This window comes from Desulfosporosinus lacus DSM 15449, from assembly GCF_900129935.1.
Taxonomy (GTDB): Bacteria; Bacillota; Desulfitobacteriia; order Desulfitobacteriales; family Desulfitobacteriaceae; genus Desulfosporosinus; species Desulfosporosinus lacus.
Map to the genome: position 1 here is coordinate 19,703 of NZ_FQXJ01000009.1, position 25,273 is coordinate 44,975.

General features: G+C 43.0%; 26 protein-coding genes. 3 read left to right on the forward strand and 23 right to left on the reverse strand.

All coding sequences use genetic code 11. From position 1 onward, the window contains the following. Positions 1 to 202: 202 nt before the first annotated feature. The 5 genes from aroF to BUB11_RS13300 form a co-directional block, all read right to left on the reverse strand. The gene (gene aroF, locus BUB11_RS13280; protein ID WP_073030250.1) at positions 203 to 1,027 is read right to left on the reverse strand and encodes a 3-deoxy-7-phosphoheptulonate synthase; all 825 of its coding nucleotides are present in this window, start codon (positions 1,025 to 1,027) and stop codon (positions 203 to 205) included. Between the two features lie 53 nt (positions 1,028 to 1,080). Continuing rightward, complete coding sequence (gene aroH, locus BUB11_RS13285) at positions 1,081 to 1,452, reverse strand: chorismate mutase (protein ID WP_073030251.1); 372 nt, start codon at positions 1,450 to 1,452, stop codon at positions 1,081 to 1,083. Between the two features lie 9 nt (positions 1,453 to 1,461). After that, positions 1,462 to 1,878: a HutP family protein gene (locus BUB11_RS13290; RefSeq protein WP_073030252.1), complete on the reverse strand. Its 417-nt coding sequence runs from the start codon at positions 1,876 to 1,878 to the stop codon at positions 1,462 to 1,464. A 264-nt stretch (positions 1,879 to 2,142) separates the two neighbouring features. Next, positions 2,143 to 2,622 (reverse strand): hypothetical protein, encoded by a 480-nt coding sequence (locus tag BUB11_RS13295; protein ID WP_073030253.1) that lies wholly within the window; start codon positions 2,620 to 2,622, stop codon positions 2,143 to 2,145. 49 nt (positions 2,623 to 2,671) lie between these two features. Further along, positions 2,672 to 3,919 (reverse strand): BaiN/RdsA family NAD(P)/FAD-dependent oxidoreductase, encoded by a 1,248-nt coding sequence (locus BUB11_RS13300; RefSeq protein ID WP_073030254.1) that lies wholly within the window; start codon positions 3,917 to 3,919, stop codon positions 2,672 to 2,674. Positions 3,920 to 4,116: 197 nt separating this feature from the next. Here BUB11_RS13300 and BUB11_RS13305 point away from each other — a divergent pair, with 197 nt between their 5' ends. Next, complete coding sequence (locus BUB11_RS13305; RefSeq protein WP_073030255.1) at positions 4,117 to 4,386, forward strand: hypothetical protein; 270 nt, start codon at positions 4,117 to 4,119, stop codon at positions 4,384 to 4,386. 7 nt (positions 4,387 to 4,393) lie between these two features. Here BUB11_RS13305 and BUB11_RS13310 read toward each other — a convergent pair whose 3' ends face one another. From BUB11_RS13310 to BUB11_RS13335, 6 genes are all read right to left on the reverse strand, one after another. Further along, entirely contained in the window at positions 4,394 to 5,473 is a 1,080-nt protein-coding gene (locus BUB11_RS13310; RefSeq protein WP_073030256.1) for a 4Fe-4S binding protein, read from the reverse strand. Between the two features lie 166 nt (positions 5,474 to 5,639). Further along, positions 5,640 to 6,359 carry a FadR/GntR family transcriptional regulator gene (locus BUB11_RS13315; protein WP_073030257.1) on the reverse strand — a complete coding sequence of 240 codons (720 nt, stop codon included), beginning with the start codon at positions 6,357 to 6,359 and terminating at the stop codon, positions 5,640 to 5,642. 158 nt (positions 6,360 to 6,517) lie between these two features. Continuing rightward, positions 6,518 to 7,807 (reverse strand): (Fe-S)-binding protein, encoded by a 1,290-nt coding sequence (locus BUB11_RS13320; protein ID WP_073030258.1) that lies wholly within the window; start codon positions 7,805 to 7,807, stop codon positions 6,518 to 6,520. Positions 7,808 to 7,809: 2 nt separating this feature from the next. After that, entirely contained in the window at positions 7,810 to 9,198 is a 1,389-nt protein-coding gene (locus BUB11_RS13325; RefSeq protein ID WP_073030259.1) for an FAD-binding oxidoreductase, read from the reverse strand. A 188-nt stretch (positions 9,199 to 9,386) separates the two neighbouring features. After that, positions 9,387 to 11,048 carry an L-lactate permease gene (locus tag BUB11_RS13330; protein ID WP_073030260.1) on the reverse strand — a complete coding sequence of 554 codons (1,662 nt, stop codon included), beginning with the start codon at positions 11,046 to 11,048 and terminating at the stop codon, positions 9,387 to 9,389. A 300-nt stretch (positions 11,049 to 11,348) separates the two neighbouring features. Next, positions 11,349 to 11,813, reverse strand: a complete 465-nt coding sequence (locus BUB11_RS13335; RefSeq protein ID WP_073030261.1) for a hypothetical protein — start codon at positions 11,811 to 11,813, stop codon at positions 11,349 to 11,351. A 176-nt stretch (positions 11,814 to 11,989) separates the two neighbouring features. On the opposite strand from BUB11_RS13335, the gene BUB11_RS13340 reads away from it, so the two are divergent. After that, complete coding sequence (locus BUB11_RS13340; protein ID WP_073030262.1) at positions 11,990 to 12,502, forward strand: hypothetical protein; 513 nt, start codon at positions 11,990 to 11,992, stop codon at positions 12,500 to 12,502. Here the strand turns inward: BUB11_RS13340 and BUB11_RS13345 are convergent. From BUB11_RS13345 to BUB11_RS13375, 7 genes are all read right to left on the reverse strand, one after another. Beyond that, positions 12,497 to 13,270, reverse strand: coding sequence for a pseudouridine synthase (locus tag BUB11_RS13345; protein WP_073030263.1), 774 nt, complete (start codon positions 13,268 to 13,270; stop codon positions 12,497 to 12,499). The genes BUB11_RS13340 and BUB11_RS13345 overlap by 6 nt on opposite strands. Further along, positions 13,257 to 14,717: an ArnT family glycosyltransferase gene (locus BUB11_RS13350; RefSeq protein WP_084110287.1), complete on the reverse strand. Its 1,461-nt coding sequence runs from the start codon at positions 14,715 to 14,717 to the stop codon at positions 13,257 to 13,259. Before BUB11_RS13350 ends, BUB11_RS13345 begins: the two co-directional genes overlap by 14 nt. Then, on the reverse strand, positions 14,702 to 15,502 hold the full coding sequence (locus tag BUB11_RS13355) for a glycosyltransferase family 2 protein (RefSeq protein WP_073030264.1): 801 nt from the start codon (positions 15,500 to 15,502) through the stop codon (positions 14,702 to 14,704). Before BUB11_RS13355 ends, BUB11_RS13350 begins: the two co-directional genes overlap by 16 nt. 50 nt (positions 15,503 to 15,552) lie before the next feature. Then, complete coding sequence (locus tag BUB11_RS13360) at positions 15,553 to 16,092, reverse strand: spore maturation protein (protein WP_073030265.1); 540 nt, start codon at positions 16,090 to 16,092, stop codon at positions 15,553 to 15,555. Then, positions 16,089 to 16,670, reverse strand: a complete 582-nt coding sequence (locus tag BUB11_RS13365; RefSeq protein ID WP_073030266.1) for a nucleoside recognition domain-containing protein — start codon at positions 16,668 to 16,670, stop codon at positions 16,089 to 16,091. The genes BUB11_RS13360 and BUB11_RS13365 overlap by 4 nt, the downstream gene beginning before the upstream one ends. A 98-nt stretch (positions 16,671 to 16,768) precedes the next feature. Beyond that, positions 16,769 to 17,212 (reverse strand): GerW family sporulation protein, encoded by a 444-nt coding sequence (gene ytfJ, locus BUB11_RS13370; protein WP_073030267.1) that lies wholly within the window; start codon positions 17,210 to 17,212, stop codon positions 16,769 to 16,771. Then, positions 17,193 to 17,864, reverse strand: a complete 672-nt coding sequence (locus BUB11_RS13375) for a DUF2953 domain-containing protein (protein ID WP_073030268.1) — start codon at positions 17,862 to 17,864, stop codon at positions 17,193 to 17,195. Before BUB11_RS13375 ends, ytfJ begins: the two co-directional genes overlap by 20 nt. A gap of 630 nt (positions 17,865 to 18,494) precedes the next feature. Here BUB11_RS13375 and BUB11_RS13380 point away from each other — a divergent pair. After that, entirely contained in the window at positions 18,495 to 19,436 is a 942-nt protein-coding gene (locus tag BUB11_RS13380; RefSeq protein ID WP_143187617.1) for a DUF4474 domain-containing protein, read from the forward strand. 86 nt (positions 19,437 to 19,522) lie between these two features. Here BUB11_RS13380 and scpB read toward each other — a convergent pair whose 3' ends face one another. From scpB to BUB11_RS13405, 5 genes are all read right to left on the reverse strand, one after another. Further along, entirely contained in the window at positions 19,523 to 20,071 is a 549-nt protein-coding gene (gene scpB, locus BUB11_RS13385; RefSeq protein WP_073030269.1) for an SMC-Scp complex subunit ScpB, read from the reverse strand. A 6-nt stretch (positions 20,072 to 20,077) separates the two neighbouring features. Then, positions 20,078 to 20,845 (reverse strand): segregation and condensation protein A, encoded by a 768-nt coding sequence (locus BUB11_RS13390; protein WP_073030270.1) that lies wholly within the window; start codon positions 20,843 to 20,845, stop codon positions 20,078 to 20,080. Beyond that, positions 20,845 to 21,819 (reverse strand): tryptophan--tRNA ligase, encoded by a 975-nt coding sequence (gene trpS, locus BUB11_RS13395; protein ID WP_073030271.1) that lies wholly within the window; start codon positions 21,817 to 21,819, stop codon positions 20,845 to 20,847. The genes BUB11_RS13390 and trpS overlap by 1 nt, the downstream gene beginning before the upstream one ends. Positions 21,820 to 21,885: 66 nt before the next feature. Then, a complete protein-coding gene (locus tag BUB11_RS13400; RefSeq protein ID WP_427846312.1) occupies positions 21,886 to 22,536 on the reverse strand; it encodes a site-2 protease family protein in 651 nt (216 codons plus the stop codon). 14 nt (positions 22,537 to 22,550) lie between these two features. Continuing rightward, a complete protein-coding gene (locus BUB11_RS13405) occupies positions 22,551 to 25,100 on the reverse strand; it encodes a CBS domain-containing protein (RefSeq protein WP_073030273.1) in 2,550 nt (849 codons plus the stop codon). Between the last annotated feature and the right edge of the window lie 173 nt (positions 25,101 to 25,273).

Consider the following 25,273-nt stretch of genomic DNA (forward strand, 5'->3'; position numbering starts at 1 on the left):
TATAACAATCGAAAATTATCAATGTTTAACAAATTTGAGAGAGCAATTCTGGGTAATAATAACGACAAAACACAAGCGTCCTCGCTCCACTCTGATAGTGAAAAGAGGACGCTTTTTGATTGTTGTAACCATTTAGGATTTTGGAGGCTGAGTTTTCGGACAGCCTCTTCTCAATGCCATTTATCCAATCCCCAGAACTCTGTCATTCCGAAAATAATTCCCGTCCCACAGCTTCAGCCACAGGTCTTACCCTTCCCATGAGTTCCGCAAAATGTTCGAAATTTAAAGATTGATCACCGTCGCTTAAAGCAAGCTCCGGTTGAGGGTGAACTTCAATCATTAAGCCGTCAGCACCCGCGGCTATTCCAGCTAAAGCTACCGGGCTGACCAGTGACCATTTACCTGTACCGTGGCTGGGATCTAAAAAGACAGGGAGGTGCGTTAATTCCTTTAAGGCAGGAATTGCAGCGATATCTACTGTGTTGCGGGTATACGTCTCAAACGTCCTAATCCCTCGTTCACATAAAACCACCTGATCGTTCCCTTCTGCCATGATATACTCTGCAGCATAAATCCATTCTTCTAAGGTTGAAGCCAAACCACGTTTTAGTAAAACTGGATGCTTGGTTTTCCCGACTTCAGTTAGCAGGGTATAATTTTGCATATTGCGGGATCCAATCTGAAACATATCAGCGACTTCCCCAACCCGCTCGATGTCACGAGCATCCATAACCTCTGTAACTACCGGCAGTCCGGTTAGTGCCTTAATTTGGGATAACATTTCCAAGCCGCCTATCCCTTTACCACGAAAAGAATAGGGAGAAGTTCTTGGTTTATAGGCTCCGCCTCTAAGCATTGTGGCTCCAAGACGTTGCACTTCCAAGGCTGTACTCAATAACTGCTCATAACTTTCAATAGCACAAGGACCAGCAATAACGACCAACTGAGGGCCCCCGATGATAACATCTCCCACTCGAACCGTAGTGGTTTCTTGTTGTTCATTCTTCCGTCGAGCGATTAGATTCACCGCGCTCCCCTACTTCCTTATTAAAGTTACAGCTTAATTAATCCCTTGATTATCTAACTATCAATATCTACTACAAGATCTTTACGTAAATTTACCGCATTGCGCAAAAAAATATGCCGAATTTCCTTTTGGCTACAGTCAGTATTTGCATGTAAAAGTACCCGAATGCAATATGGAAGTGCATCAGGTACCGGAATTTCCGTCGAACATAGAAGCGGTACTAACTGCCAGCCTATTGCTCTTGCACTTGATGCCGGAAAATCAGCATTTAAATCCGGTGTAACCGTGAAAATCGCACTAACCAAGTCTTCTGTGCAAAGTGAATTTTCGTTGAGAATCATTGTTAGAAGTTCTTGGGTTGCTTCCCGTATCTCCTCTGGATCATTGCGATCAACGGTTGTCGCACCTCGTATTCCTCGCACCATCTTCTCCCCCTATTCCTTGGGAGCAACGCGATGTCCCAATCCTACTGCCACTTCATCTAAATGTAAGAGTCCTATTCCAAAAAATACTGCAACACTTAAATGATCATTCTGACGAGCAATTCCAATTTTCCCACCAATATTTAAGCCCATTGCTTTATTCATTATCTGACTTAAGGCTTCACGAGTTGCACCAGCTACTGCTCCTTCATCCCCATGTGTCTCTTGAATTGCCCCTTCGCGTTTAGCGGCTACTATAGCTCGTTCTACAATCTTACGAACCGAAGCGATGTACTCGCCACCATAATCGACAGCGGCTGTCTTAACACCATTTCTGAGATAGGACTCTTTTAAATGGACCTCTTCTTCTCTGCTTTCTGTCATAGCCATCTTTAACGCAGCAAGCGCAATTTTTTTGCTCTGTGTCATCTAAGCGTTCTTCCTCTCTTATCAGTACTTATTAAATATTAAACAGCAGTATAAATGGTAGAAAAAGACACCTTTCAGTGTCTTAGTTTTCTTATAAAACCATCCCACCATTCTTCACTTATGCAATTCTAATTTGCAAACTTTATTAAAGTTAACCTTTATACCGTCCTGCCATACTACCCTCCTTTTCTCATCTAATAAATGAGAATATAACAAAACAATAATTACCAATAATTATAGTACTACGAAGAGCGCTTTGCAACACTAGGGCTTCACAGTAAAGTTCATGATATTACCTTGTAATATCATGATCTGGTTATGACGGGGTTCAAGTAACCGAGCATCTTTTTTAATGACCTGAACTCTTATGGTCTGAGCAACCCCTATCCCATCCAACTGAATTTGCCCGGATTGAACCGCAATTTGTTGTTCTCCTTTTGCCAAATCAGCAATTACCGTACCATTTTGAACCACACGAATTGGAGCTGCTGGTGTAGCTTTTAAAGTTATCTGCCATGTCTTAGCCACTCCTTCACGCTCAGCATTGGCGAGTGCAGGCAGTTCCATAGGAGGAGCTTCCACCTTGGCCGCTACTGTCATATAAAAATCAAGTGGATCCCTTACCGCACTTAACTGCATTAATAAAAGTAAAACTGATGCCAAAACCATAACCCTGATAATCCGTCGTTCTCCTCGCTGAACTATGTTCCACAACCACTCTAATAAACTTCCTCTTCGACGCACGAACATCACCTCGAAAAGAGTCTATGCAGAAAGCGTATTAATCAGACCATTAACTGACAACATTCCCTGCTGCTTGACCAGCTCTGTACCCCATGGCAAAAGCAGCTTGAAGGTTATATCCACCTGTTATGCCGTCAACATCTACAACCTCACCAGCCCAATAAAGTCCTTCAACACATTTTGAGGCCATGGTTTTAGGATTTATTTCTTTGACACTAATTCCCCCTGCCGTTACAATCGCTGTCTCTATGGAGAGAGTGTCTGTGATGGTGAGGGGTAATCCTTGTAATAATTTAACCAAGGACTTGCGCTCTTCACGGCTGATTTGATGAACAACCCCTTCTGGATTTATCCCGCTGAGACGGATTAGAACTGGAATCAAGCTTTGGGGTAGAAGATCATCCAGGGCATTTTTAGACTGCTTATTACTATACTTTTGAAAATCCCGTTGAACTCGGAGATCTAACTGTTCTGCTGAAAGGGCTGGTTTAAGATTAATCCGAAGTTCGACTTGCTTTCCTTCACGAAGGGCATCCCCCGCTTGACGACTCAACGTCAAAATAATGGGACCGGATACTCCAAAGTGTGTAAACAGCATTTCCCCAAACTCAGCAATCTGCTTCTTGCCCCCAATCCATAATGATGCTTCAACATTTCTCAGGGCAAGTCCCTGAAGCTCTTTTACCCAGTCTTCAGCTGTCTTGAGAGGAACCAACGCAGGTCGAGGGGTAATCACACTGTGACCCAGTTTTCGAGCAAACCGGAATCCGTCCCCGTTTGACCCAGTCGCGGGATAGGAAGATCCGCCGGTACAAATGAGCACCCTAGGAGCCAGATACCTTTGTCCATTCCCTCGCACCCCTATTACCTGTCCATTCTCAACCAAAACTTCTTCCACTGCAATTCCCGATTTTATAGTGACTCCTTTATTCTTGAGAAACGTCACTAAGGCATCAACGATTTTTTCAGCATCATCGGAGACAGGAAAAACTCGTCCTCCTCGTTCAACTTTTGTCTCAACTCCATAACTGGCGAAAAATTCTCTCAAGGCCACATTATCAAAATCCCGCAAAATGCCGTGTAAAAAGCGTCCATTTCCAGGATAATGGCTAATAAAATCAGACACATTTTCAACATTAGTTATGTTACAGCGTCCCTTACCTGAAATTGCAATTTTCCGGCCTAAACGTTCCTTCTTTTCAAGTAAAAGAACCTTTGCACCTCCTCTTGCAGCTTGTCCGGCAGCCATCATGCCTGCAGCCCCGCCACCTACTACTATAACTTGATACTCGTTCATCTTAATTCCTTTCTTTCATTGACTCAGCTTCATATTAGCGGCTTAATTGAGTCAATAGTTATGTTATCGGCCTTCTAGTCCTTTACGGATTCAGGGTAGACATCCGTTAAGGATTAGCTTGTTTTTTGCCCCAGAAACTATTCTGTGCTAAGATTGAGAATAGCTTACATATAAAATTAGTTTGGGAGGAATGTTTAATGAGTCTTGACCAACGTTCTATCATTTTAGCACAAATTTCTGCTGCAGTTGCCTGTAATGCCCTGGCAGCACTCCGTCTAGCAATTACCGAGGGAACAAATGCAGGTTTATCTAAAGCAGAAATCCAAGAAATTATAAGCTTAGCTAAAGATATTCAACAACAACCTATTTCTCATGTAACCCATCTAACTGACCAAGTTTTGCGTGAACCCAAGAAAAAAGCACACGAACATAGCGCTCATTGCGGATGTGGCGGACACCATGCTTAACGTACAACTAGAGGGAGAAGAATCCTCTGTTGGCAGGATCACTGGTGGCACAGACTAAGCATAATTCTCCTTTATCAAAAATACGTTTTCCACATTGGTTACAATACTTGGGACAGCCTTCGTGGACTAATATTTTTCCAGTAATTAACCGATGAGATAAGGGCTTAAAACTAAATGTCAGAGCTTTTGACCGACAGGTTTCCACACAACGGTGACATTGAACGCACTTCTGGGGTTCAAAAATAAGCCGCATGGATGTGATCTGCTCCTCTTTTGTCTGATCTTCCTCACCAGTGTCTGAGTTCCTTTCTTCTCGCTTTTGCAAGGCTTCTTGGGGACAAATTGCCGCACAAACACCACAACTGGTACATGAATCAGCAACTACAGCTAAAGCATGAAAAGGGATCTTTTCCTCTGCCGAAGCCTCAAAGGCTTCGAGGAGCCACTGACGAGTTTTTGGAATTTGATAGGATTCATCCGCCGCCATGCTTGGCAACCATTCCTCGATTTTCTCCCGACTTTTTTGCCGCCAGCCCAATTTAGAATCCTTTTTAGTAACGATCCTGCGTCCGCTAACTTCAGTAAGCACTGGTTTCTCAGCAAGCCCTTGATCAGGTCGTACTTTAATATGGACAGCAGGATGATCCGGCCAGTCGGCATGAACCTGTTTAAAGATCTCAACACTGGATGCACATGCCTGTCGATCCTCACAGTCTGAGCAAACTCCCGTTATAATAGTTGCTGTTTTTTCCTTAGCCAGCAACATCAGAGTCATCCAACTGTCTCGATCCAGTATCCCTAAGCACGGAATCTCAAAACCCTGAGGGACCGCCCTTGGGCAGTTTAAAACGATTCTTTCTGACTCTGACAGATAATTATGGAGCTTGTCAATTGAATGATCTACAAAACCGCCACTCGGGCAAACAGCCATACAAACTCCGCATTCTGTGCATTGTTTAGTATCTAGCTCTCGATACTCTGAGATAGCTTGATGCGGACAACTCTCTATACATAATTTACACGAACGGGCATAAGGTCTTTTAGTATTTAGACAATTCCCATTGTGGTATATCATTTGACATATCATAGTTACATCCTCGCTAATAATTACTTCTTGTCCATGACTATTCGCTTTCCATCTCGGATTTCCTTCCTACATAGTATGATTACCTTCCGCTATCTCCCTCATTCTTAAGAGTTCACTTTCTTAGCCAAAAGAGGCAGGAAACACTTCAGCAGTGTTTCCGCCTCTTTTATTTACCCTCTAAGATTATAGCTTTGGCAAGTTGGTTCTCTACCCCAACTAAGTGATCTAGCATGAGTTTCTGAGCTTTCTCTGCATCGTGATTTTTAATGGCTTCGTAGATAAAAAGATGCTCTCTATAAAGTTTTTCAGGAGTATCTTTATGTTCATAAAGTTTACTGCGACTGCTTTTCAAAGTCTTTCTCATTGTATCCGAAAGAGTGTTCATTAGACGAAACAAGATCTTGTTATGCGTCGCTCTGGCAATTGCATAATGAAAATTATGATCCGCCTCTTCTCCTAAATGATACAATTCCAGATCTCTGCGCATGACTTCCAAGGCTTCAAACATTTCACAAATCTCATTTTCCTCTGCTCTCTCAGCCGCCAGTCCCGCAGCTTGTACCTCGAGAATTTTGCGTGCTTCGTAAAGTTCCAGATCAGTATCTTTCTCGATGAAGAGCATCCAGGCTAGGGGTGTAACTACTGATTCTATGTTAACCTGCCTGATGTAAGTCCCTTCACCAGAACGAACTTCAATTAATCCCATCATCTCAAGGGCACTGATGGCTTCCCGTATAGACGCACGACTTACCTGAAACCGTTCAACTAATTCCCGCTCAGAAGGCAACCGGTCGCCAGGTTTTAGCTGCCCTTGAGCAACTAGTTGACCGATCTGATCAACAATTTGCTCATATATTTTTCGGGTTCTAATGGGTTTTAGTATCACCCTATTCACTCCTCGCACACCAGTTGTATACCTATAACCGTTCTTAGTGTACCATAGCTAACCCCTATATGAAACATGGGAACACTTTATTATTATAAAGTGTTCCCATGTTTTACAACAATTAAGGTCGTGAGTATGCTCACTTTTAAAGAACTAATTTAGTTATTTTTACCAGCTCTGTAAGATTCAGCCAATATCTGGATTGTATGCAGGACCTCTTCTTCAATTCCTGCATTTTCCACCCCGCTTTTCAGCTGTAACCTGCAAGCCGGGCAACCAGTTGCGACTGTATCCGTGTGTGTCAATTCAATATCGGCTGTTTTCCGATCCGAAATCTGTACAGAAAGATCAGGGTGAACGAGACTAAAGGATCCAGCCATCCCGCAACAACGACCAGGCTCTTTCATTTCAATCAATGTTACCCCGGGAATACTCTTTAATATTTCTCGCGGTTCTTTATTAATCCCTTGACCACGATTTAAATGACAAGGATCATGATAAGTGACTTTCCGGTCCACTCGGCCTAACCCTTGTTTTTTGAAAGGGACTTTATGAATCAAAAATTCGGAAATATCATATGATTTGCCAGCCCACTTGTCGGCCAATGCTTTAAATTCCGGGTCATTCTCTAGCAATTCACCAAAAACATGCTTCCAAGCAGTCCCTCCAGAAGAACAGGCAACAACTAATGCGTCCGCACCCAACTTCTCAAATGCTCTTAAATTGCGTTTTGCCAAAGCACTGGCAGAGGCTACATCCCCATTAACTGAGGCAGGAATACCACAGCAACCCTGACCCTTTGGAATGACCACTTCAATGTCGTTTTCTTTGAGAACCTCAACAACTGCTTTTCCAATATCTGTATAGAAATAGTTTATCATACATCCTGTGAAGAAGGCCACTCTCATCTTTGGATTTTTGACCTTAACCACTTCCGGAAACTCAGAACGCAATGTTTTGCTGGCAAGCATAGGAAATACCTTGTCTGTTCCTATACCTATATCAAAACGCATGCGAGCAATACGATCACTTTTGTGGGGTACGTGCTTTAAGGCTACGCCCTGAAAAAGGCTTCCTGTCTTCATCCCAAAATCAAACATTCGTTGCATCTTGAGCGCAGTAAAGGCAATCTTTTTGACTGGGTGCAATCCTTTTTTGCGAACAGCTTCTGCCCTCGCAGCCAAGATTATCTTATCAAATCGAACTCCACAGGGACAGTTAGTGTTACAAGCCATACAGGTTGTACACAGGGAAAAGCGATCAGCCAGCCTCTCGGTCATTTCAATTTCTCCAGAAAGGAGGTATTCCACTAAACTTATCTTTCCCCTTGCAACTCCAACCTCTTGGCGTGTTTCCTTATAGATAGGACAAACCGCCATACAGTTTCCACATTTCATGCATTTATGGAGTTCTTCGGTAATCGAATCCAGCGAATTATATACGGACACGATTAGTCCCTCCTTACTATCTTCCCAGGGTTCAACAAATAGTTGGGATCCAGGGCTTCTTTTATTCGCCTTAATGCAGCGACACCAGCTTCTCCAAACTCCCAATCTAGATATTTCATTTTTGCAATCCCGATCCCGTGTTCACCTGAAAGAGTCCCTCCTAAAGATATGGCGGTCTGGAAGATTTCATCGACCGCTAAGTGAACCCGCTTCATTTCGTCCTGATCTCGTTCATCCGTCAAAATCGTAGGATGCAGGTTTCCGTCTCCAGCATGCCCAAATGTGGCAATATTGAGATTATGCTTATCGGCAATTCTACGAATTGCTTTAAGCATATCGGGAATTTTACTTCTGGGTACGGTTGCATCTTCAAGGACTGTTGTCGGTCTTTTTTGAGCAAGGGCGGGAAGTGCACTCCGGCGAGCTAACCACAAAAGATCGCGTTCTTTATCATCTTTAGCAATTTTAACTTCGACAGCCTGCTCGTCCTTTAAAATTTGCTCTACCAAAACAGCTTCCCTTTCGACCACTTCTTTATATCCGTCGACTTCAATCAAGAGGACAGCTTCAGCATCTAACGGAAGTCCAGCATGGACAAAATGTTCAACGGTTTGAATCGTTACATTATCCATAATTTCGAGGGTTGCTGGAATAATCTTATTACGGATTATCGAAGCAATAGCTTTTCCTGCCTTATCAACGTCATCAAAAACGGCTAAAATACTCTTGCGAGCCTCGGGAGATGGTATTAATTTCACGATAATTTCCGTAACAATTCCCAGCGTTCCTTCAGCTCCGGTAAAGAGGGCTACTAGATCGTATCCTGTAACATTCTTAACCGTTTTTCCGCCCCACCGAATGACCTCGCCATTGGCCAAAACTATTTGCAATCCCATAATATAATGCTTGGTTACCCCGTATTTTAGACCACGCAATCCACCCGAGCATTCCGAAAGAGAACCACCCATCGTTGCGGTCGTGACTGTTCCAGGATCCGGTGGATATAACAAACCGAGTTTTAGCACTTCATCATTAAGCGCCTGGATGATCACCCCCGGTTGAACGGTCGCCGTCAAGTTATCCTGGTCTATTTCTAAGATCTTATTGAGATTAAGCATAGAGAGAACAATACCACCCTTTGTGGGAATAGTTCCTCCACTAAGATTAGTACCAGAACCGCGTGGATAGATCGGAATATTGTGGCGTACAGCAATTTTTACGACCTCTGCCACTTGTTCAGTAGAAAGCGGTGAAACCACAACATCTGGCTTATGATGTTTCATCGCGGCGGTCGCATCATAAGCATAGGTCAGTAAGTCTTCCTGCTCAGTGAGAACGTTCTCCGCACCCAGCACTTGAATGAGTTCTTGTAAGACTTCACGAGCTAACATCCATCTACCCCCTATATTGTGAAAATTTTAATTTTGTCTGACTGTCAGACCATCTAACCATATATTAATGCAATTATCATTAAATTTCAATATGTAAATTAAATTCTCTTCAAATAATAAGGGGAAGGGCTTTAAAAACTGCCGCTTCCCCATAATAGAGCCAATTTTTCAGTTTAAGCTTCTTGTGTTCACTGGATAAATGTTTCGATCGTCGGTATCATACCCGGAACCACATATGCCTGCAGGTAGGTCATAATGCAAACAAGAAGTAAAAGAAAGAGTGAATGTTTAAGTGTAAAGCGGAAAAGGTCAGACTCTCTTCCAACTAAGCCAGTTGCTGCTGCCGCTACAGCAATGGATTGTGGAGAAATCATTTTTCCCACTACTCCACCAGAGCTGTTCGATGCTATGGTCAGAACAGGGTTGACACCGACTTGTTGGCCTGTAACATTTTGGAGTTGGCCAAATAAAGCGTTTGCCGAGGTGTCTGAACCGGTTAAGAAAACGCCCATCCAACCAAGTACAGGTGCGAAGAAAGGAAATAAATGACCAGTTTGGGCAAACAAAAGACCTAGTGTATATGAAAGTCCGGAATAGTTTGCAATATAGGCAAAACCCAGTACTGAAGCAATCGTAATAGTGGGATAGATGAGAGTTTTCAATGTAGCCCTTGCCACTTTGGCTCCTCTAGCAGGGCTAATTTGAAGAATAAACATGGTTATAATTGCTGTGATTAGGATTGCAGTCCCCGCAGCAGTAAAGAATTCCCACTTGTAATAAGCTGAATAAACTGTTGGTTTAGTAACAATTGGCATCGTTTTTACAACTAATCCATCCAACCCCGGCCAATGCGGAATGCTTATAAACCATTGAAGTTGCTTTGTAATGAAATCCTTAAAGCTAGATGTTCCCCAAATTCCCACTATAATAGTAAGTATTATAAATGGAGACCAAGCTTTAAGGATTTGACCACCGGAATATTTTTTATATTGTTCGATTTTTTCCCCCTTCTCATTCGGAAAGCGCCAAATATTTTTAGGTTTCCAGAATTTGAGTAAAATAGCAGTAGCGATGAGGGAAAATAGCGAGGATATAATATCCGGAAGCATAGGTCCGAGATAGTTTGATGACCACCACTGTGCAACGGCAAAGGTGGTTCCTGAAACAGCAATGGCAGGAAGAACCTCTTTAGCCCCTTTCCAGCCGGCCATGAGAATAATTAGATATAATGGAATGAACACCGAAAGGAAGGGAAGTTGACGTCCAACTGCTGCCGAGATAAGGTTGGCATCAACACCTGTTACTGCACCAGCGGCAATAATCGGAGCACCAATCCCTCCGAAGGCAACCGGGGCAGTGTTTGCAATCAAGCAAAGACCTGCCGCATAGAGAGGTTCAAAACCCAGCCCAATTAAGATCGCACCCGTAATTGCAACGGGAGTACCAAATCCAGCCGCCCCCTCTAAAAACGCACCGAACGAAAAGGCAATGAGAAGGGCCTGAAGACGACGGTCATTGGACAAAGAAGCAATTGAACTCTTAATTATATCAAATTGTCCAGCTTCAACGGTAAGGTTATATAGAAAAACAGCTGTTACAATAATCCAAGCGATAGGAAACAATCCATTCAGAATTCCAAGAGCACTTGCTGAAAGTGCAATACCTAATGGCATCTTGTAAACAAGCACAACTATAATAATAGTAAATAAAAGCGTTGATACCCCAGCGATATGGCCCTTCATACGTTTAATGGCTAAAGCCCATAATAAATAAAAAATCGGTAACGAAACCACAAGTGCAGTTAGTCCGACGCTACCTCCAAGTGCGGAATAGTTCTGTGTCCATTCCAAGTCAAATACCACCTTTCCTTATGTAGACTTTTATATTTATCCATTTTTCCCCGTTTGACTTCTCCTTTCCTAAATATTCATTCTTAGCGTGGCCTGACCATCTTGCCATTCTACCATCACACCATTGAATACTATAACTCTGCTTTCCTGATATTTCAAGTCCAATTCATTACTCCTTTAAAAATTGTTTACTATTTTCTCTTTAACTATGCATAGATGTCTCAAAATCAAAAGAGCAAGAAAAGCTCTCCCTAGCATTCCTTGCTCTTTGTTATGGTATTTGGTTTCAATAATAACCTGTCAGCGTAAATATTTTTGTTCAAGCAATCTTAATTCCTGCTGAAATGATTGACTAAGTCGAAAGAGTAAACGCTCCATATCTAATCTGTGAAGAGATATGTTTTCAGGGCTTAAAAATTCAATTTTGCGGAACTCTGGTTTAATCAAGAGAGGGAGCAAATCATCGATATTCTCAATACGCAAGGTTAGAATGATCGGAGCATAGGCAACCTCATGGTGTCGGCGTCCATTCTCTTCTGCTACTGTATAAACATCTAAACTTAGATCTACATCCTCGATAATGATTCCTTGAAGCGGCACATTGCGAAGTAAAGCAACTTGTTGCTCTCGCATTGTTTCAGCCATTATTTCCTTACTCTTCCCTCCAAAGAAAAAGCGTCCATTTTTTGATTCACCGCGAAAATCCACTCTAATCCGTACGCGAATGTGTTCTGTCAGGAGCTCATTCCCAATCCGAATCTTCATTACTGGTTCTCTCCGTTTCCCCATCTTACTACATTCTGTCTTTTTATTTCATCATAAATTAAATATTCTCCATAGATTTGATTTTCTCCTGCAAGCCTTGCTTTAGGGTTGGAATTTGTGGACATACTAAGAAAACTTCAACGGGTATATATGCGTTTAAAAGGAGGATAAATTACATGTTAAAAACAGCCGTTGCTATTTTCAAAGGCCCTCAACAAACCAAGGAGGCAATTGAAGAAATTCAAGGGGAATCCTTGGCAAATAGTAAAGTATCCGTGGTGGTTCTAAGTGAATACCTCCATCAAGGTCAATACCGTGAAGAAATTGCTAACGAATTAGCCTATTATCCGAGCGAACCCTTTTTCGACAAATATCATACCTGGCTAGTTCAAGCTCCACCGTTTCTCGTACCCAATTTAGGGGAAGTGGTTGTCGCCGGACCTCTAGCCAGTCAGCTCATGCATCAACCTCAAGGTCGCGGGCTTGCTGAGGTACTACTTAGCTATGGCCTTTCAGAAATTCGCGCACGCCATTATGAACATGAAGTGCGCACCGGGCATTGGTTTGTTCTAATCCAAACAGAGCACGAAAAAATTAATGCGGTTACTAATACCCTGCGCGGCTATGGCGGAAGAGATATTGAGAAGTGGAATAAGGAACTCGATCATCCTACTTACCCTAAATCATAATCCTGCTTTGGTCCGCAATTCCTGGATTTCCTCTTTGGTAAGAGCTCTGTAAGCACCGGGACGAAGAGTATTCCCTTGGCTAAGTGAACCGAAGCGGACCCGCTCAAGCTTAAGTACAGGATATCCGACAGCTGCAAACATCCGACGAACTTGGCGATTTCGTCCTTCATGAATTGTCACTTCCAAGATTTCTAAACGATCCGATTTAGACTTCTCGGTACTCTTTTTGAGAACACCGCACACAACACGCTCTACAATAGCTGGTGCGGTGTTCCCATCTTCCAGGAGTACACCTTGGCGCAAATTGTCAAGAGCGCTAATACCAACCGGACCTTGTACCCAGACACGGTAAGTCTTCTCGACTCCATATGAAGGATGCATCAAGCGATGGGCCAATTCCCCATCATTAGTAAGCAGTAATGCGCCCGAGGTGTCATAATCTAACCTTCCAACCGGGTAAACTCGTACTGGAACTTCCTTCATTAAATCAATAACAGTGGGTCGCCCTTGTGGGTCATTTACGCTGGTAATTACACTAACGGGTTTATTAAGAAGATAATAGTGCAGTTTTTCAGAGCGTTGGACTGGCTTTCCATCGACTTCAATATAGTCCTCCGTCCCCACTTTATGCCCTAAGGCAGGGATCTTTACTCCATTTACACTTACTCTACCTTCTAGAATAAGTTGCTCAGCATGTCTCCGTGAAGCCACCCCAGCTTGCGCTAACACTTTTTGCAAACGTTCTCTATTCTCTTTATCTTGAGCCATATTCTCCCCTTCCTAACTGTCCGTTGCTAGTATTTAGTTCCTTTGTGTCACTAGGGTTGTCTAAATTACTTAAATCATATACGCCGGGTCCAACCTCAGGATAACTATTCTGAACTTTTCCCCAAAATTGTTCGCTCTGTGTGCTATGAGGAAGATGAACAAGGTAATCCCCCTGTAACCTTTGAAGAACTTCGAAGGCAACTTCAGTATCGGCAGGGTCTAACCGAAATCCAACCCTCTGTGCATAATAAAACGTCATCGGCGGCGAATCGCTTAATACCAGGATGCTTGATGGTACAGTATGCTCTTTAATCCACTTAGCTTGACTGAGATATTCCTGATTCCATTGATACTTTGGAGCCAAGTCAGTATAGGAACCATTGTTGATTAACACCAGGAAGACAATACCAATCGCCGTTCCTGGCAGGGAGGGTATCCAGTCAAGGGCATAAGCACTTAATAAGGCGGCTAAAGGTAAAATAGGCACTAAGTAATAATCTAAAGGAATACTGGCACAAACTATTCCAATATATAAAACACTAATCCCACACCAAGCCAATAGGGCCAGACGCGCCTGAGAGCGAAAAAAGAGGATGCGGAGCATCCCAGCTCCGGATAGAAACAGGACTGTCTCAGTAAATCCATGTTCAATATTTTTTTTCAATATCTCCCAATCTAAGCTTGTTGCATTGACAACTTGTCCAGTCAATATTCCTGAAACAAATTGACTGGAAGATGCAACGTTAAAATGTACCCATAAATAATATACCAATGGCGGGATAAGCACAATCATGCTGTAACGGATAAGTTGCCCTATCCGGCGATCAGTATGCGGCCAAAAACCCAACAGAAGGGCAACGGGAAACAACATAAGCTGAGGAAGCTTAGCTAGTATTGCCCCAGCCATCACCAAACCTGCTTGCCAAATCCCGCTCTCCTTTTGAGCAGTCCTCCATCTCCAGATCATTGCTAATGCCCAAATGCTCCAGGCTTGGGCCATAGGTTCGGGCATAACAACTCGTCCATAGTAGATTGACAAAGGGATTAAGGAATATATCGCGGCCGCAAAAAGTCCAACCCTATCGGAGAATATATTTCGCCCCAAATTATAAATTCCTGCCACTGTAACCAAGGATAAGGCGACCGACCACAAACGTCCCCAAAGATCCGCCCAACCGAAGATACTCCAACTCCAAGCCAAAAGATAAGGCAAAAAGGGAAATTCCAACTCAACACTTTGGGGTATCACCCCGTCGTAATTAAGTTGGGGTATGAAAACATTTGGAAAATCCATTAAATGACCCATCATATGGGTTGCCATACTTGCCGTATCTGCCTGCCTCCAGGCCTGATCATCTAAAAGCGGATTCGTAATTCCACGTAAACGGAGCACTAAGGCAATAAGCAGAATCATTGCCAAGAGTATACGGTTTATTCCTCGGCCCATTTCACGGTACTCCACTTGTTGCGTTTCAACTGATATATGAGTTGTAAATATCCCCAAATGGTTGCTCCAATTCTCATTTTACTGGCACCCTTTTTTAGTTCATAGTGAAGTTTTAAGGGAACTTCGGTGACACGCTCTGCGAAAGGGGCAACTTTTAGCAATAGTTCAACCATCCCAGAAAAATTCCGACTCTTAATGATATTCGGTCCGTATTGTCGGGTTCCCTCGGCCAGCAATCTGAGTCGATATGCTCGATATCCACATGAATAATCCCGAACTCCCTTGATTGGTGCAAAAAACCGCATGACTCTTCCGGCTCCCCAAGACAGTCCTCTGCGCCCAAACGAAAGTCCGTGCTGCTCTCCGCCTTGAACATATCGTGAAGCAATCACTAGATCTGCACCTGAACAAATCTCATCATACAATACGGGAATACAGTCTGCAGGTTGAGTATTATCTGCATCCATGGTGATAACAATATCAGGAGAATCTTGTTTTTCAGCGGGGAGCTTGTCCGGTGAATTGACTTGATAATTATGATTTAAAACGTATTGGAAACCACTGTTTATGGCTGCCCCTAACCCTTGGTTTTGCTCATGATTAACTCCGTGCACGTTGTCATGTGTTTGGGCGTAATTCTGAATAACATCGAAAGTACTATCAGTACTTCCATCATTGACAACAACGATTTGGTGAGGAATAGCCGCACAATTGTGATCTATATCTGCCAGTAATTCCGGAAGTGCTTGGTCCTCATTATACGCGGGTAAAACAATATATAGCATACTTAACAATGCCCCCTTTCGGTTCATTGTTAGTATGCACAAAGTAGGGGTCAATAAAACACTTTAGTCACTATCCAGACCGAGATGATCAATCCAATGATATCCGCCAGTAATCCTAATTTAAGTGCATAACGATACTTTTTGATTCCTACCGAGCCAAAATAGACTGTTAGCACAAAGAATGTGGTATCTGTACTCCCTTGTAAAGTTGACGCTAAACGCCCGATGTAGGAATCCGGTCCATATTCATTAATTAGTTGTGTTGCTACTCCTAAGGCTCCCGATCCACTTAGAGGACGCATAATTGCTAAAGGAATGATGGCAGCGAAATCAGCCTCCAGTCCTAAAAGGGCAAAAAGCGGTTGCAGCCAATGCGACAGTATATTTAAAGCACCGGAGTCTACAAACACTCTAATTGAGACAAGCATCCCAATTAAGAACGGAAGTATCCGCACACCTGTCTTAAAACCCTCTTCAGCTCCCTCTACAAACGACTCATAGACAGGAACCTTACGCAGATAGGCTGTCACCGGAATAAGTAATAAGAGAAGGGGAATTGCCCAGCGGGATATTTCTGCAATTACGTTCATGTCTTCCTCCTGTGACGTATAAAGTAATCCACTAAAATCGCCATGAACATAGCACATCCGGTTGCGACTATAGTCGTCCCAATAATTTCAGTAGGATTGGCTGAATTTGCTTTTAATCGCACTCCAATAATCGTAGCCGGGATTAGGGTAATACAAGAAGTATTTAACGCTAAAAATGTAATCATGGCAGGGCTTGCCACATCAGGTGTAGGATTTTCCTTTTGGAGTTCTTGCATGGCCTTAAGTCCAAAGGGTGTTGCTGCATTACCTAACCCCAATATATTAGCGCTTAAATTCATAATAATAGCACCCAAGGCAGGACTATCAGGTCTAAGCGATGGAAACAGTCGCCGAATTGCTGGCCCAAAAATACGCGCAATCCCCTTAACTAGACCAGCTTCCTCTGCCAAACGCATAAGACCCAACCATAAACTCATCACGCCAATTAGTTCTATTGCAACCTCCACTCCGAGTTCTGCAGCCTTCATCGCAGATATTGTAACATTTTCAATGTGACCATTAAACGCAGAGACGATTATTCCGATCGCCAACATTAAAAGCCAGATGAGATTAACCATTTCCCACCCCCTGCCTAAAATGTATGAAAGGGACAAACAAAAAAGAACGAGATATCCCGTTCTTTCTGCTTGATCCATATTCTCAGATTGCGACCTGTCTAGTCTCGGGCAATAATGATCTCGTCTGTAGTTCTCTTTTTCTTTTGAAACATACCTGTAATTCGCTCTAATAGATCTGGAACAGTATCAATCAAACGGTCAACTACCACATTACTATCGACAGGAAGAAGTCGAATGTTTCCGTTGCCGACAACCAAAAAGCCTACTGGCTGCACTGATACTCCTGCTCCGGCACCACCGCCAAACGGCAGAGCTGGACCTTGACCCGGTGTGCCTCCTCCAGAATTTCCTCCCTCTTTGTCATCAGGTGGAGCAAATTCGCTGCCGCCTGCTGCAAAACCGCATGAAACCTTGGAAATTGGAATAATCACCGAACCGTCCGGGCTCTCAACCGGGTCGCCAACTATGGTATTAACGTCGACTATTTGTTGGATACTCTCCATCGCTGTTTTCATTAATGATTCAATCGGATGATTCCCCATGCATTGTCTTCCCCCTTATACCCCGCTTAAACGTTCGTAATAATCTCAGTCCTACGAAAATAATATGGCCTATTCTTAGATGGAATATGCATTGAATATCACAAAAGAAACCCTCTTTTTTAAACTGGGGAATTACTACTATTGCTGGAGATTGCACTTCCATCGTCACCTGTCTGTAAAGGTACGAGAAAGCAAACCCAAACATCGTCCAAAAAGATCCTGCTGCGATAGCTGTATGACATGCATCTTTGTACCCAATTTCAACTCGCCAATTGATCGACTTACAATGAATCCCTCGATAAAACTGTCTCTTAATGCGATTTATGTGCTTCAACAGCATGGGAATGTTCTGCCACAGCCGGCTTAAAAAGCCGCGCCGTATATAGCGAATACGTGCAGTAGTCTTAGTCTTACGAGTTCCTCCTTTTGATTGTGCAACCTGTTCAAATTCAACCTGTGGTCCTTTTTCCCACTCTAATTGAAGGGTTGGAATCTGATAGTTTGCCCGCCATAATCCTTTAAAAGCACGAAAATCAATATCAATATGATCTTCTTCTTCGATACGACGGTATCGAAAATCTACTTGTACTTTTAAAACAAAGCTGATTAGCAGTAAGATAACCATAGCGAGCAATAACGCTAAAACTCGCACCTAAACCCCTCCGTACTCCATTCATCATCCTAGAAACTGAGCTAAAGAACTTGGCCATAGCCAAGACTTTAGTCGGCGGCGATCGCCTCATTTGCACTGATATGCGCTGGCCATGACTCGAACAGAACAGGACGTTCGAGACTAGAGCGCCGCCATGAATGGCAAGGCTCCGTGATGACCGAGTGCCCCTTCAGCCATGACACAAACATGGAAGTTCGAGTTAGTGCACCGCCATGGAAGACAAGGTGCCGTGATGGCGAGAAGGGACACTCAGAAAGTATGTAACCGAAGCATACTTTCTGTCTAGTGCTAAAAAGATAAGATTCCCCAGTTAATGCAAAATTATGCAATAAGCAAGAAATCTTTCTTTCTCGCTATTCACGAGAGGGAATTATCCCCTAAATATTACCCGTATTTTAACTCAAACCTACAGAAACTAAACTGTTGAGTGCAATATAGCAATGATATTCCACTTCATTTGCAGTTATCCTTCTAAAGCTATACTATCAGTCATCAACTAATTGAACATCTTCTGCCTCCCCTTGTTAAATTTTGTGTTTAAACAAATTTGACAATTTATGCACCAATCAATGCATTAACCCAATAATATGTACTAAGGGGGGATACTGTATGTCCGTTCAAATAAAATCTCAAGGCGAAATGTCAATCAGCAAAAATGTTGACAAGATCGGCTTTTCAACTCAGGAAACAGATAACTCTGAATTGGATAAAGCAATTGAAATCGCAGGTTATTCCTATGATTCAATTCAGGATATTTTCTATTCCATCATGAATCCTTGGCAAAGAAGTATTGGCTACTGCCGACTTTTTGATGAAGCGGCAGCGCCACTGGGAATGATCATCGACTGTGAACCTATTCATTTCGAATACAATGAAAAAAAATGGATGATTGGATTTTGGAAAGGTCAGTATGACTTAGTCACCGGGGGGGAAATAGGAGTTTATACCGGAGCACTGGATTTAAAGATACCTGGCTTCTTTACAGGTACCTTTTATAATTGTGCAAGCGATGCCGACCTGTTGCAGATGTCCTTTATCTTAAGGAAGAATGGAAATGTACTATTCACGCGGGAAGGAGAACATTGGTGGTTAACCGGTTTTAAGCTGGGCGAATTCTCCGAACCCTCAGAGTTGACAATGGATATCAACATCACCTTGAAAAACAAGCTTATGCGTGATGCCTTTATCGGCGGTCTGCGAAAAACGGGATATTCAGCTAATGAATTTTCAATTGATGGAAACTCAGTAAGTTTTAGATTTGCTACTCCGCATTCAACGCAACCTATTACTCGCACCAACTCAACTGACAGAATTATACAAAGGAAAAACGAACTGCTTTGCGAAAAATATCAAGAGATTACGAAAGAGTTTGACAGTCTCCAGGATAAAGTAAAAGCTATTGAAGAACAAGCCCCTGAACTATATCAAAAAATTCTTAAGATAGGGAAATCAAAACCATTACTCGAAGTCTATGAAACAGTTTTAGTTGTTATTATACTTGCAGTCGGAACCTATCTGGCATCTCGAATAATCCTCGATGAAGGTAATTGATTCTTTTTACAGTGTCATTGGCAATAGCTATGATAAATAAAAGCAATCTCCAATTAAATGAAGATTGCTTTTATTATGTTTATCGGCTACTCTAGAGTGCTGGCCACCTCATCATCACTAAACGATCCTGCTTCTAAGTCTGGCATATCCTCAAGGGAACGCAAGCCAAAATGAAGTAAAAACTGCTCTGTCGTGGCATAAAGAATGGGTCGCCCCGGTCCATCCTTGCGACCTACATCTTTCACCAGACCTTTCTCAACTAGAGTTGCTAGGGCGCGATCAGATTGAACTCCTCTTATGAAGTCCACCTCTCCTCTCGTCACCGGTTGCTTGTAAGCAATGATAGAGAGCACTTCAAGCGCTGCATTGGAGAGAGCTTGTGCAGGTTGTTTATACAAAATTTCTATATAGCGCGCTACCTTGGGCTTCGTACCTAGTTTAAAGCCGCCATTAATCTCTAAAATGGTTAATCCGCAGGAGTCTACAGCGTACCGAGTACGAAGCTCATAAAGAAGCTCTTTGATCATCGCTAAGTCTAACTCCAGAATCTCCCCGAGCAATTCTGGTGTCAGCGGATCCTTGGCAACAAATAAAAGAGCTTCTAAGGCAGCCGTTTCCGGTTCCCTAAATAGCAATTCTATCTACTCCTCTTCCGTGAATTCCCAGGCTTTTTCAGTTGGATATAACATAATCTCGCTAAGCAGTGTTACTTGCTCAGCGCGCACCTTTCCAGATTTCAAAAGTTCTAACAACGCCAAGAAAGATACAATCATTTCCATACGCGTTCCTATTCTCATGAGCTGGTTAAAACGAAGCCCCTTCGGATGAAGCAAAACACGACGCAAAACATCTGCAAGCATAATGTCAATCGCAATTTCGTCCGGTTCAACGTATCTAATTTCTTCCCCTTTTTCGGCACGTTCAATTACTCTGCAAAACGCTTGCCATAAATCATCAAAATCTATGCCCTTAAGAGGATCTTCCGGTTTGACATTGGTCAATAACCCCTCGACATTGATTTCGCGATAATAGGATCGTCCTGATGAGGTTTCCAAGTTCTCAAGTACTTTAGCCGCTTGTTTAAAGGCCCTGTAGGCCAGTAAGCGTTCAACCAGTTCCTGTCGTAAATCTTCCTCTTCGACCGGATTTTGCTCACTTTTTGGGGGTTTTGGCAAAAGCTCGCGTGATTTAATATAGAGTAACTGAGCTGCAAGCACCAGAAATTCTGTGGTAACTTCCATGTCCATAGATTCCATTTGGCGTACAGCTTCCACAAATTGGTCAGCAACTCGTGCAATCGGGATATCATAGATATCCACTTTTTCTTGTTGAATAAGAGTTAACAACAAATCAAGCGGGCCCTGGTAGGCAGGAAGTTCGACCTGATGACCAGTGTTTTCACGTTCCATTACAGCCCCATGACGCAACGAACTTCTTTCATTGTCTCTGAGGTGGTTACCCGCGCACGCTGGGCACCTTCTTCTAAGACCTTTTCCACTCGACCGGGCTCTTCCCAATAAGCACGCCTTTCTCTAAAAGGACTTATTAACTTCTCTAAATTCTCTGCCAGATGCCGTTTACACGCCACACAGCCCACTTTTCCTGCGCGACATTTTTCTTCTACCTCGGCAACTTCCGGAGTGTAGATTTTATGGAATTTATCCACGACACAAACTTCAGGGTGACCCGGATCATCTTTTCGCAGCCGAGCTGGATCTGTTACCATTTGTTGCACTCTCGTCTTAATCTCCTCAGAAGAAGCCGTAAGGGATATGGCATTATGATAACTCTTACTCATCTTCCGCCCGTCAACCCCAGGCAAGAGAGGTACTTTGCCCACAAGATCTTTAGGTTCGGGAAACACTGGTCCATAAAGATGATTAAACCGTCGAGCAATCTCCCGGCAAAGCTCGACATGCGGAATTTGATCTTCTCCGACCGGCACCACATTTGCTTTATAAACCAAAATATCTGCGGCCATTAAGAGAGGATACCCTAAGAATCCGTAAGTTCCAAGATCTTTTCCCTGTTGGCTTAATTGTTGAATTTGATCCTTGTAGGTTGGTACCCGTTCCAGCCATGATAAGGGGGTAAACATAGAAAATAGCAAATGAAGCTCAGCGTGTTCTTTAACTGCAGACTGTAAAAAGATAGCACTCTTTTGAGGGTCAATTCCCACACTAAGCCAATCTAAAGCTATCTCCCTCCTTAAGCTGGAAAAGTCTAATCTGTCTTCATACCCTGTTGTCAAGGCATGCAAATCTACGATCGAAAAATAGCTTTCATAATCCTCCTGTAATGTCACCCAGTTCTGAATCACACTCAGGTGCCCAATATGTAATGCCCCTGTCGGACGCATTCCACTAAATATTCTTCCCTTCATATTTACACCCCTTTTGTAAATCTCTGGTCACTCTTGACCAACAACCTCTGATTCTGTCTATTACCTTCACCCTAGAAATGGTGTTAATAGTAATGTAATGATTTTCTGATAAACCAGCAATATTCCAAATACCGCAGGAGAAAGTACTTTTCCGAGAATATCTGTGAAGAGAAGTACGATTAGAATAATCATCCCATACTGTTCAACCATGTTCAACTGGGGAGCAAACCGTTCAGGCAACAGCCCACTAAGTACGCCAAAACCATCGAGAGGAGGAATCGGCAGAAGATTAAAAACTCCTAAACCAAGATTCATATAGACGATAGACTCGAAAACAAGATAGATAATATCATACCACTCTGAACCTTGAATCCAAAGCATGGTCACAAACCATAACAGCATTACCACAAAGGCCACGATCAAATTCATAACCGAACCTGCCAACGATACCATAATTTGCCCGCGCCTCTTGTCCCCTCGGTAATAATGAGGATTAGTCATAACGGGCTTTGCCCAACCAAATCGATATAAGAGCGCCATAAGGGTTCCAAAAAGATCTAAGTGCACGAAAGGGTTTAAGGTTAAACGCCCCTGACTTCGCGGTGTCGGGTCCCCTAAACGGTCAGCCACCCAAGCATGAGCAAACTCATGAAAGGCAAACCCTATCATCAAAGCAGGAATATTCGCGATAATAGTGACTAAATTGAAATCGAACAAATTCATACCTCCTTCTAACGCTGGGTATTAACCCACTGACGAGCCATTCCCTGCTCTTCTTCTGAGGTGCTAATTCTGCCCTCGAGCCAAGCCATTCGTACTCGATCTAGAATTTCCCCGATTTCTGGACCTTGCTTCAAACCCATCTGTAAGAGAGCCTTTCCATCAAGGGACATGTTAATTCTTTGACCAGCCTCAAGACATTCCAGTATTCGCACTTTAAATCGTTCATCCCGCGCTAAAACAATCACAACTTCCTTGGGGGCCTTGTTTAACAAACGGTCCATTTCGCTTATAGTTAACCGCTCCATTAATGATTCACGCAATTGTACATAGGCAATTGTTTCATCCCGAAGGGATCTATTTAAAATTACTCGTTCAAGCAAGGTGCCAATTTCGGCAGATTCCATTTGGGATACAGAGACTAGCCAACGCATGTTAATTGACCAATCCTTGCTGTTCTCCGCATCATCTAAGTTGAAATTCCAAGCAAGCTCCTTGCCAAACCACGCTTTAAACAAGCCGCTCTCCACTAAGATCTGACCCATCGCCAGATAGTTAACCTCTCTAAAGATGAGTAGTACCTCTTCCGTAAAACGTTCCACACTGAGTTTAGAAAGGACACCTGTCTCTATCGCAGTATGTAACGCATCTAGAGTTTCTTTAGCAAAATCAAAATGATAGCGTTCAGCAAAACGTATTGCTCGAAGCATTCGAGTAGGGTCATCTATAAAACTGATATTATGCAGGAAGCGAATTTTCCTTTGTTGCAAATCTTGCTTACCGCCATAATAATCAACAAGTTCTCCGAAGCGCTCAGTATTCAGACAAATCGCCATCGAATTAATCGTAAAATCCCGTCGAAACAGATCATCCCGCAAACAAGATTCTTCCACTTGAGGAAGTGCTCCCGGAAAAGAATAATGTTCCCATCTCGTACTGGCTATGTCAAGATGACTTCCGTCAGGAAAAATAATCTGAGCAGTTCCAAACTTAATATGCTGCGTCAGCTTTCCATCCGGGATACGCCGCATCAGTGCCTGGGCAAATTGACCGCCGCTGCCTTCAACTACAAAATCTAAATCTTGGGTAGGTACGGAGAGCAATAAATCTCTGACAAATCCTCCCACGATATAAACTGAACACTCTTCTTCCTCGGCAGTTTCGCTCACCGCTTCAAGGAGATTTTGAACTTCCTTAGGCAGGCGTTCTATCAAATCCAAGATATCCTGACGCATGGCAATACTGCGTTCTCGTGCGAGCTGCGTTTCGATAGGAACTGATCCGCCGTGAACCAGACGTAAAACGTCTGACCTGGAAACGATGCCAACGAGATTTCCATCTTCCACAACAGGCAGACGTCCGATATCGTGTTGGACCATCAGGCGCTGCACTTCATCCCAAGGCACATCAGCCTCTACTGTAGCCACCTTTGTGGTCATAAAACCTTTTACCGGTGCATGTTGCAGGCCATGTTTAATTGCTTTATCGACATCACGTCGGGAAATAATCCCTACTAAATTCTTATCTTCTGTGACAGGTACTCCTGTGTGCCCATAACGCAATAAAATTTGTTCCACTTCACCCAGCCGTGTCTCTGGAGAGACAGTTTTAACCGGGAAGCTCATGATATCTCTAACAAGATGAGGACGTTTAGCGCGACTCTGAATAGCCGAACGCAATTGCTTCAATATGTCGGGGAGTTCAGCATCCTTGATGGTTGCAGAAGCAGCTCTTTCATGTCCTGCACCGCCAAATAACTGAACTAATCCATTGACAGGTAAACCTCTGCCCCTGGAACGGCCTACTATGTACACCCGGTTCTCCATCTTAACCAACAAAAACCAAGTTTCGGCACCTTCAAGTTCACCCACTCGGTGAGCTAATAAGGCAAGACCGCCTACATAGTCCTTAATCTCAGCATACGAGATATATACGGCTAATCCATCAAAAAACTCTGTTTGTCCTTGATCTAACAATTGTTGTAAGAGTTCTTTCTGCTCCTCAGCAAGCGGTCGACGCAAATTTTTAGCAATTACTCCCAAGTTTGCCCCTTGCTCTAATAAATAAGCCACAGCGTGAACATCACGAACTGTGGTATTATCAAACAATAAGCTCCCGGTATCATCATAGATTCCTATGGCAATTAACGTTGCTTCAAAACTGCTTAAGGGCAATCCAAGTCCAGCTAGTTTTTCAACTAAAAGAGTAGCACACGCCCCGACAGGCTCGATAACCATACCCTGTTTGAGCTCACCCGCATAGGGATGGTGATCATAGATCTCCACCTCAATTCCAGGTAGTCTAGCCACTTTTTCCCCTAAAAATCCTACTCGATGAAGTTCATGGGTATCTACTAAGATAACCCGAGAAACCTCTTCCAGATTAATATCCTGAGCTTTACGAAACCTCAATTGATCTCTTGATAACGCCAAAAAGTCTTGAACAAAGACGTTCGGTTTCCCGTCCATGACCAAAACACTGTTTGGATAAATTTTCTGGGCAGCCACCATAGATGCTAAGGCATCAAAATCGATTTGGCGATGAGCCAAAATGATATCCATTCTACATCCTCAATCTCCTATCCTTATGACTATCTTTAAATTATACCATCTTTAGTCTATTCACAGCAACTTGTTGGTTACAGTCAGAACTAAGTTAAGCAAGCTTGCAGATATTGATTTTAATAAGAAAACTTGGCTAACGCCAAGCCTTCAGACAATAGCGACTATTCAAT

Excerpts from the sequence above, each read along its gene's own strand:
- aroH (WP_073030251.1), bottom strand. The coding sequence starts at position 1,452 with ATGGTGCGAGGAATACGAGGTGCGACAACCGTTGATCGCAATGATCCA.
- BUB11_RS13290 (WP_073030252.1), bottom strand. The coding sequence starts at position 1,878 with ATGACACAGAGCAAAAAAATTGCGCTTGCTGCGTTAAAGATGGCTATG.
- BUB11_RS13300 (WP_073030254.1), bottom strand. The coding sequence starts at position 3,919 with ATGAACGAGTATCAAGTTATAGTAGTAGGTGGCGGGGCTGCAGGCATG.
- BUB11_RS13305 (WP_073030255.1), top strand. The coding sequence starts at position 4,117 with ATGAGTCTTGACCAACGTTCTATCATTTTAGCACAAATTTCTGCTGCA.
- BUB11_RS13310 (WP_073030256.1), bottom strand. The coding sequence starts at position 5,473 with ATGATATGTCAAATGATATACCACAATGGGAATTGTCTAAATACTAAA.
- BUB11_RS13325 (WP_073030259.1), bottom strand. The coding sequence starts at position 9,198 with ATGTTAGCTCGTGAAGTCTTACAAGAACTCATTCAAGTGCTGGGTGCG.
- BUB11_RS13335 (WP_073030261.1), bottom strand. The coding sequence starts at position 11,813 with ATGAAGATTCGGATTGGGAATGAGCTCCTGACAGAACACATTCGCGTA.
- BUB11_RS13340 (WP_073030262.1), top strand. The coding sequence starts at position 11,990 with ATGTTAAAAACAGCCGTTGCTATTTTCAAAGGCCCTCAACAAACCAAG.
- BUB11_RS13345 (WP_073030263.1), bottom strand. The coding sequence starts at position 13,270 with ATGGCTCAAGATAAAGAGAATAGAGAACGTTTGCAAAAAGTGTTAGCG.
- BUB11_RS13350 (WP_084110287.1), bottom strand. The coding sequence starts at position 14,717 with ATGGGCCGAGGAATAAACCGTATACTCTTGGCAATGATTCTGCTTATT.
- BUB11_RS13355 (WP_073030264.1), bottom strand. The coding sequence starts at position 15,502 with ATGCTATATATTGTTTTACCCGCGTATAATGAGGACCAAGCACTTCCG.
- BUB11_RS13360 (WP_073030265.1), bottom strand. The coding sequence starts at position 16,092 with ATGAACGTAATTGCAGAAATATCCCGCTGGGCAATTCCCCTTCTCTTA.
- BUB11_RS13365 (WP_073030266.1), bottom strand. The coding sequence starts at position 16,670 with ATGGTTAATCTCATCTGGCTTTTAATGTTGGCGATCGGAATAATCGTC.
- ytfJ (WP_073030267.1), bottom strand. The coding sequence starts at position 17,212 with ATGGGGAATCATCCGATTGAATCATTAATGAAAACAGCGATGGAGAGT.
- BUB11_RS13380 (WP_143187617.1), top strand. The coding sequence starts at position 18,495 with ATGTCCGTTCAAATAAAATCTCAAGGCGAAATGTCAATCAGCAAAAAT.
- BUB11_RS13390 (WP_073030270.1), bottom strand. The coding sequence starts at position 20,845 with ATGGAACGTGAAAACACTGGTCATCAGGTCGAACTTCCTGCCTACCAG.
- trpS (WP_073030271.1), bottom strand. The coding sequence starts at position 21,819 with ATGAAGGGAAGAATATTTAGTGGAATGCGTCCGACAGGGGCATTACAT.
- BUB11_RS13405 (WP_073030273.1), bottom strand. The coding sequence starts at position 25,100 with ATGGATATCATTTTGGCTCATCGCCAAATCGATTTTGATGCCTTAGCA.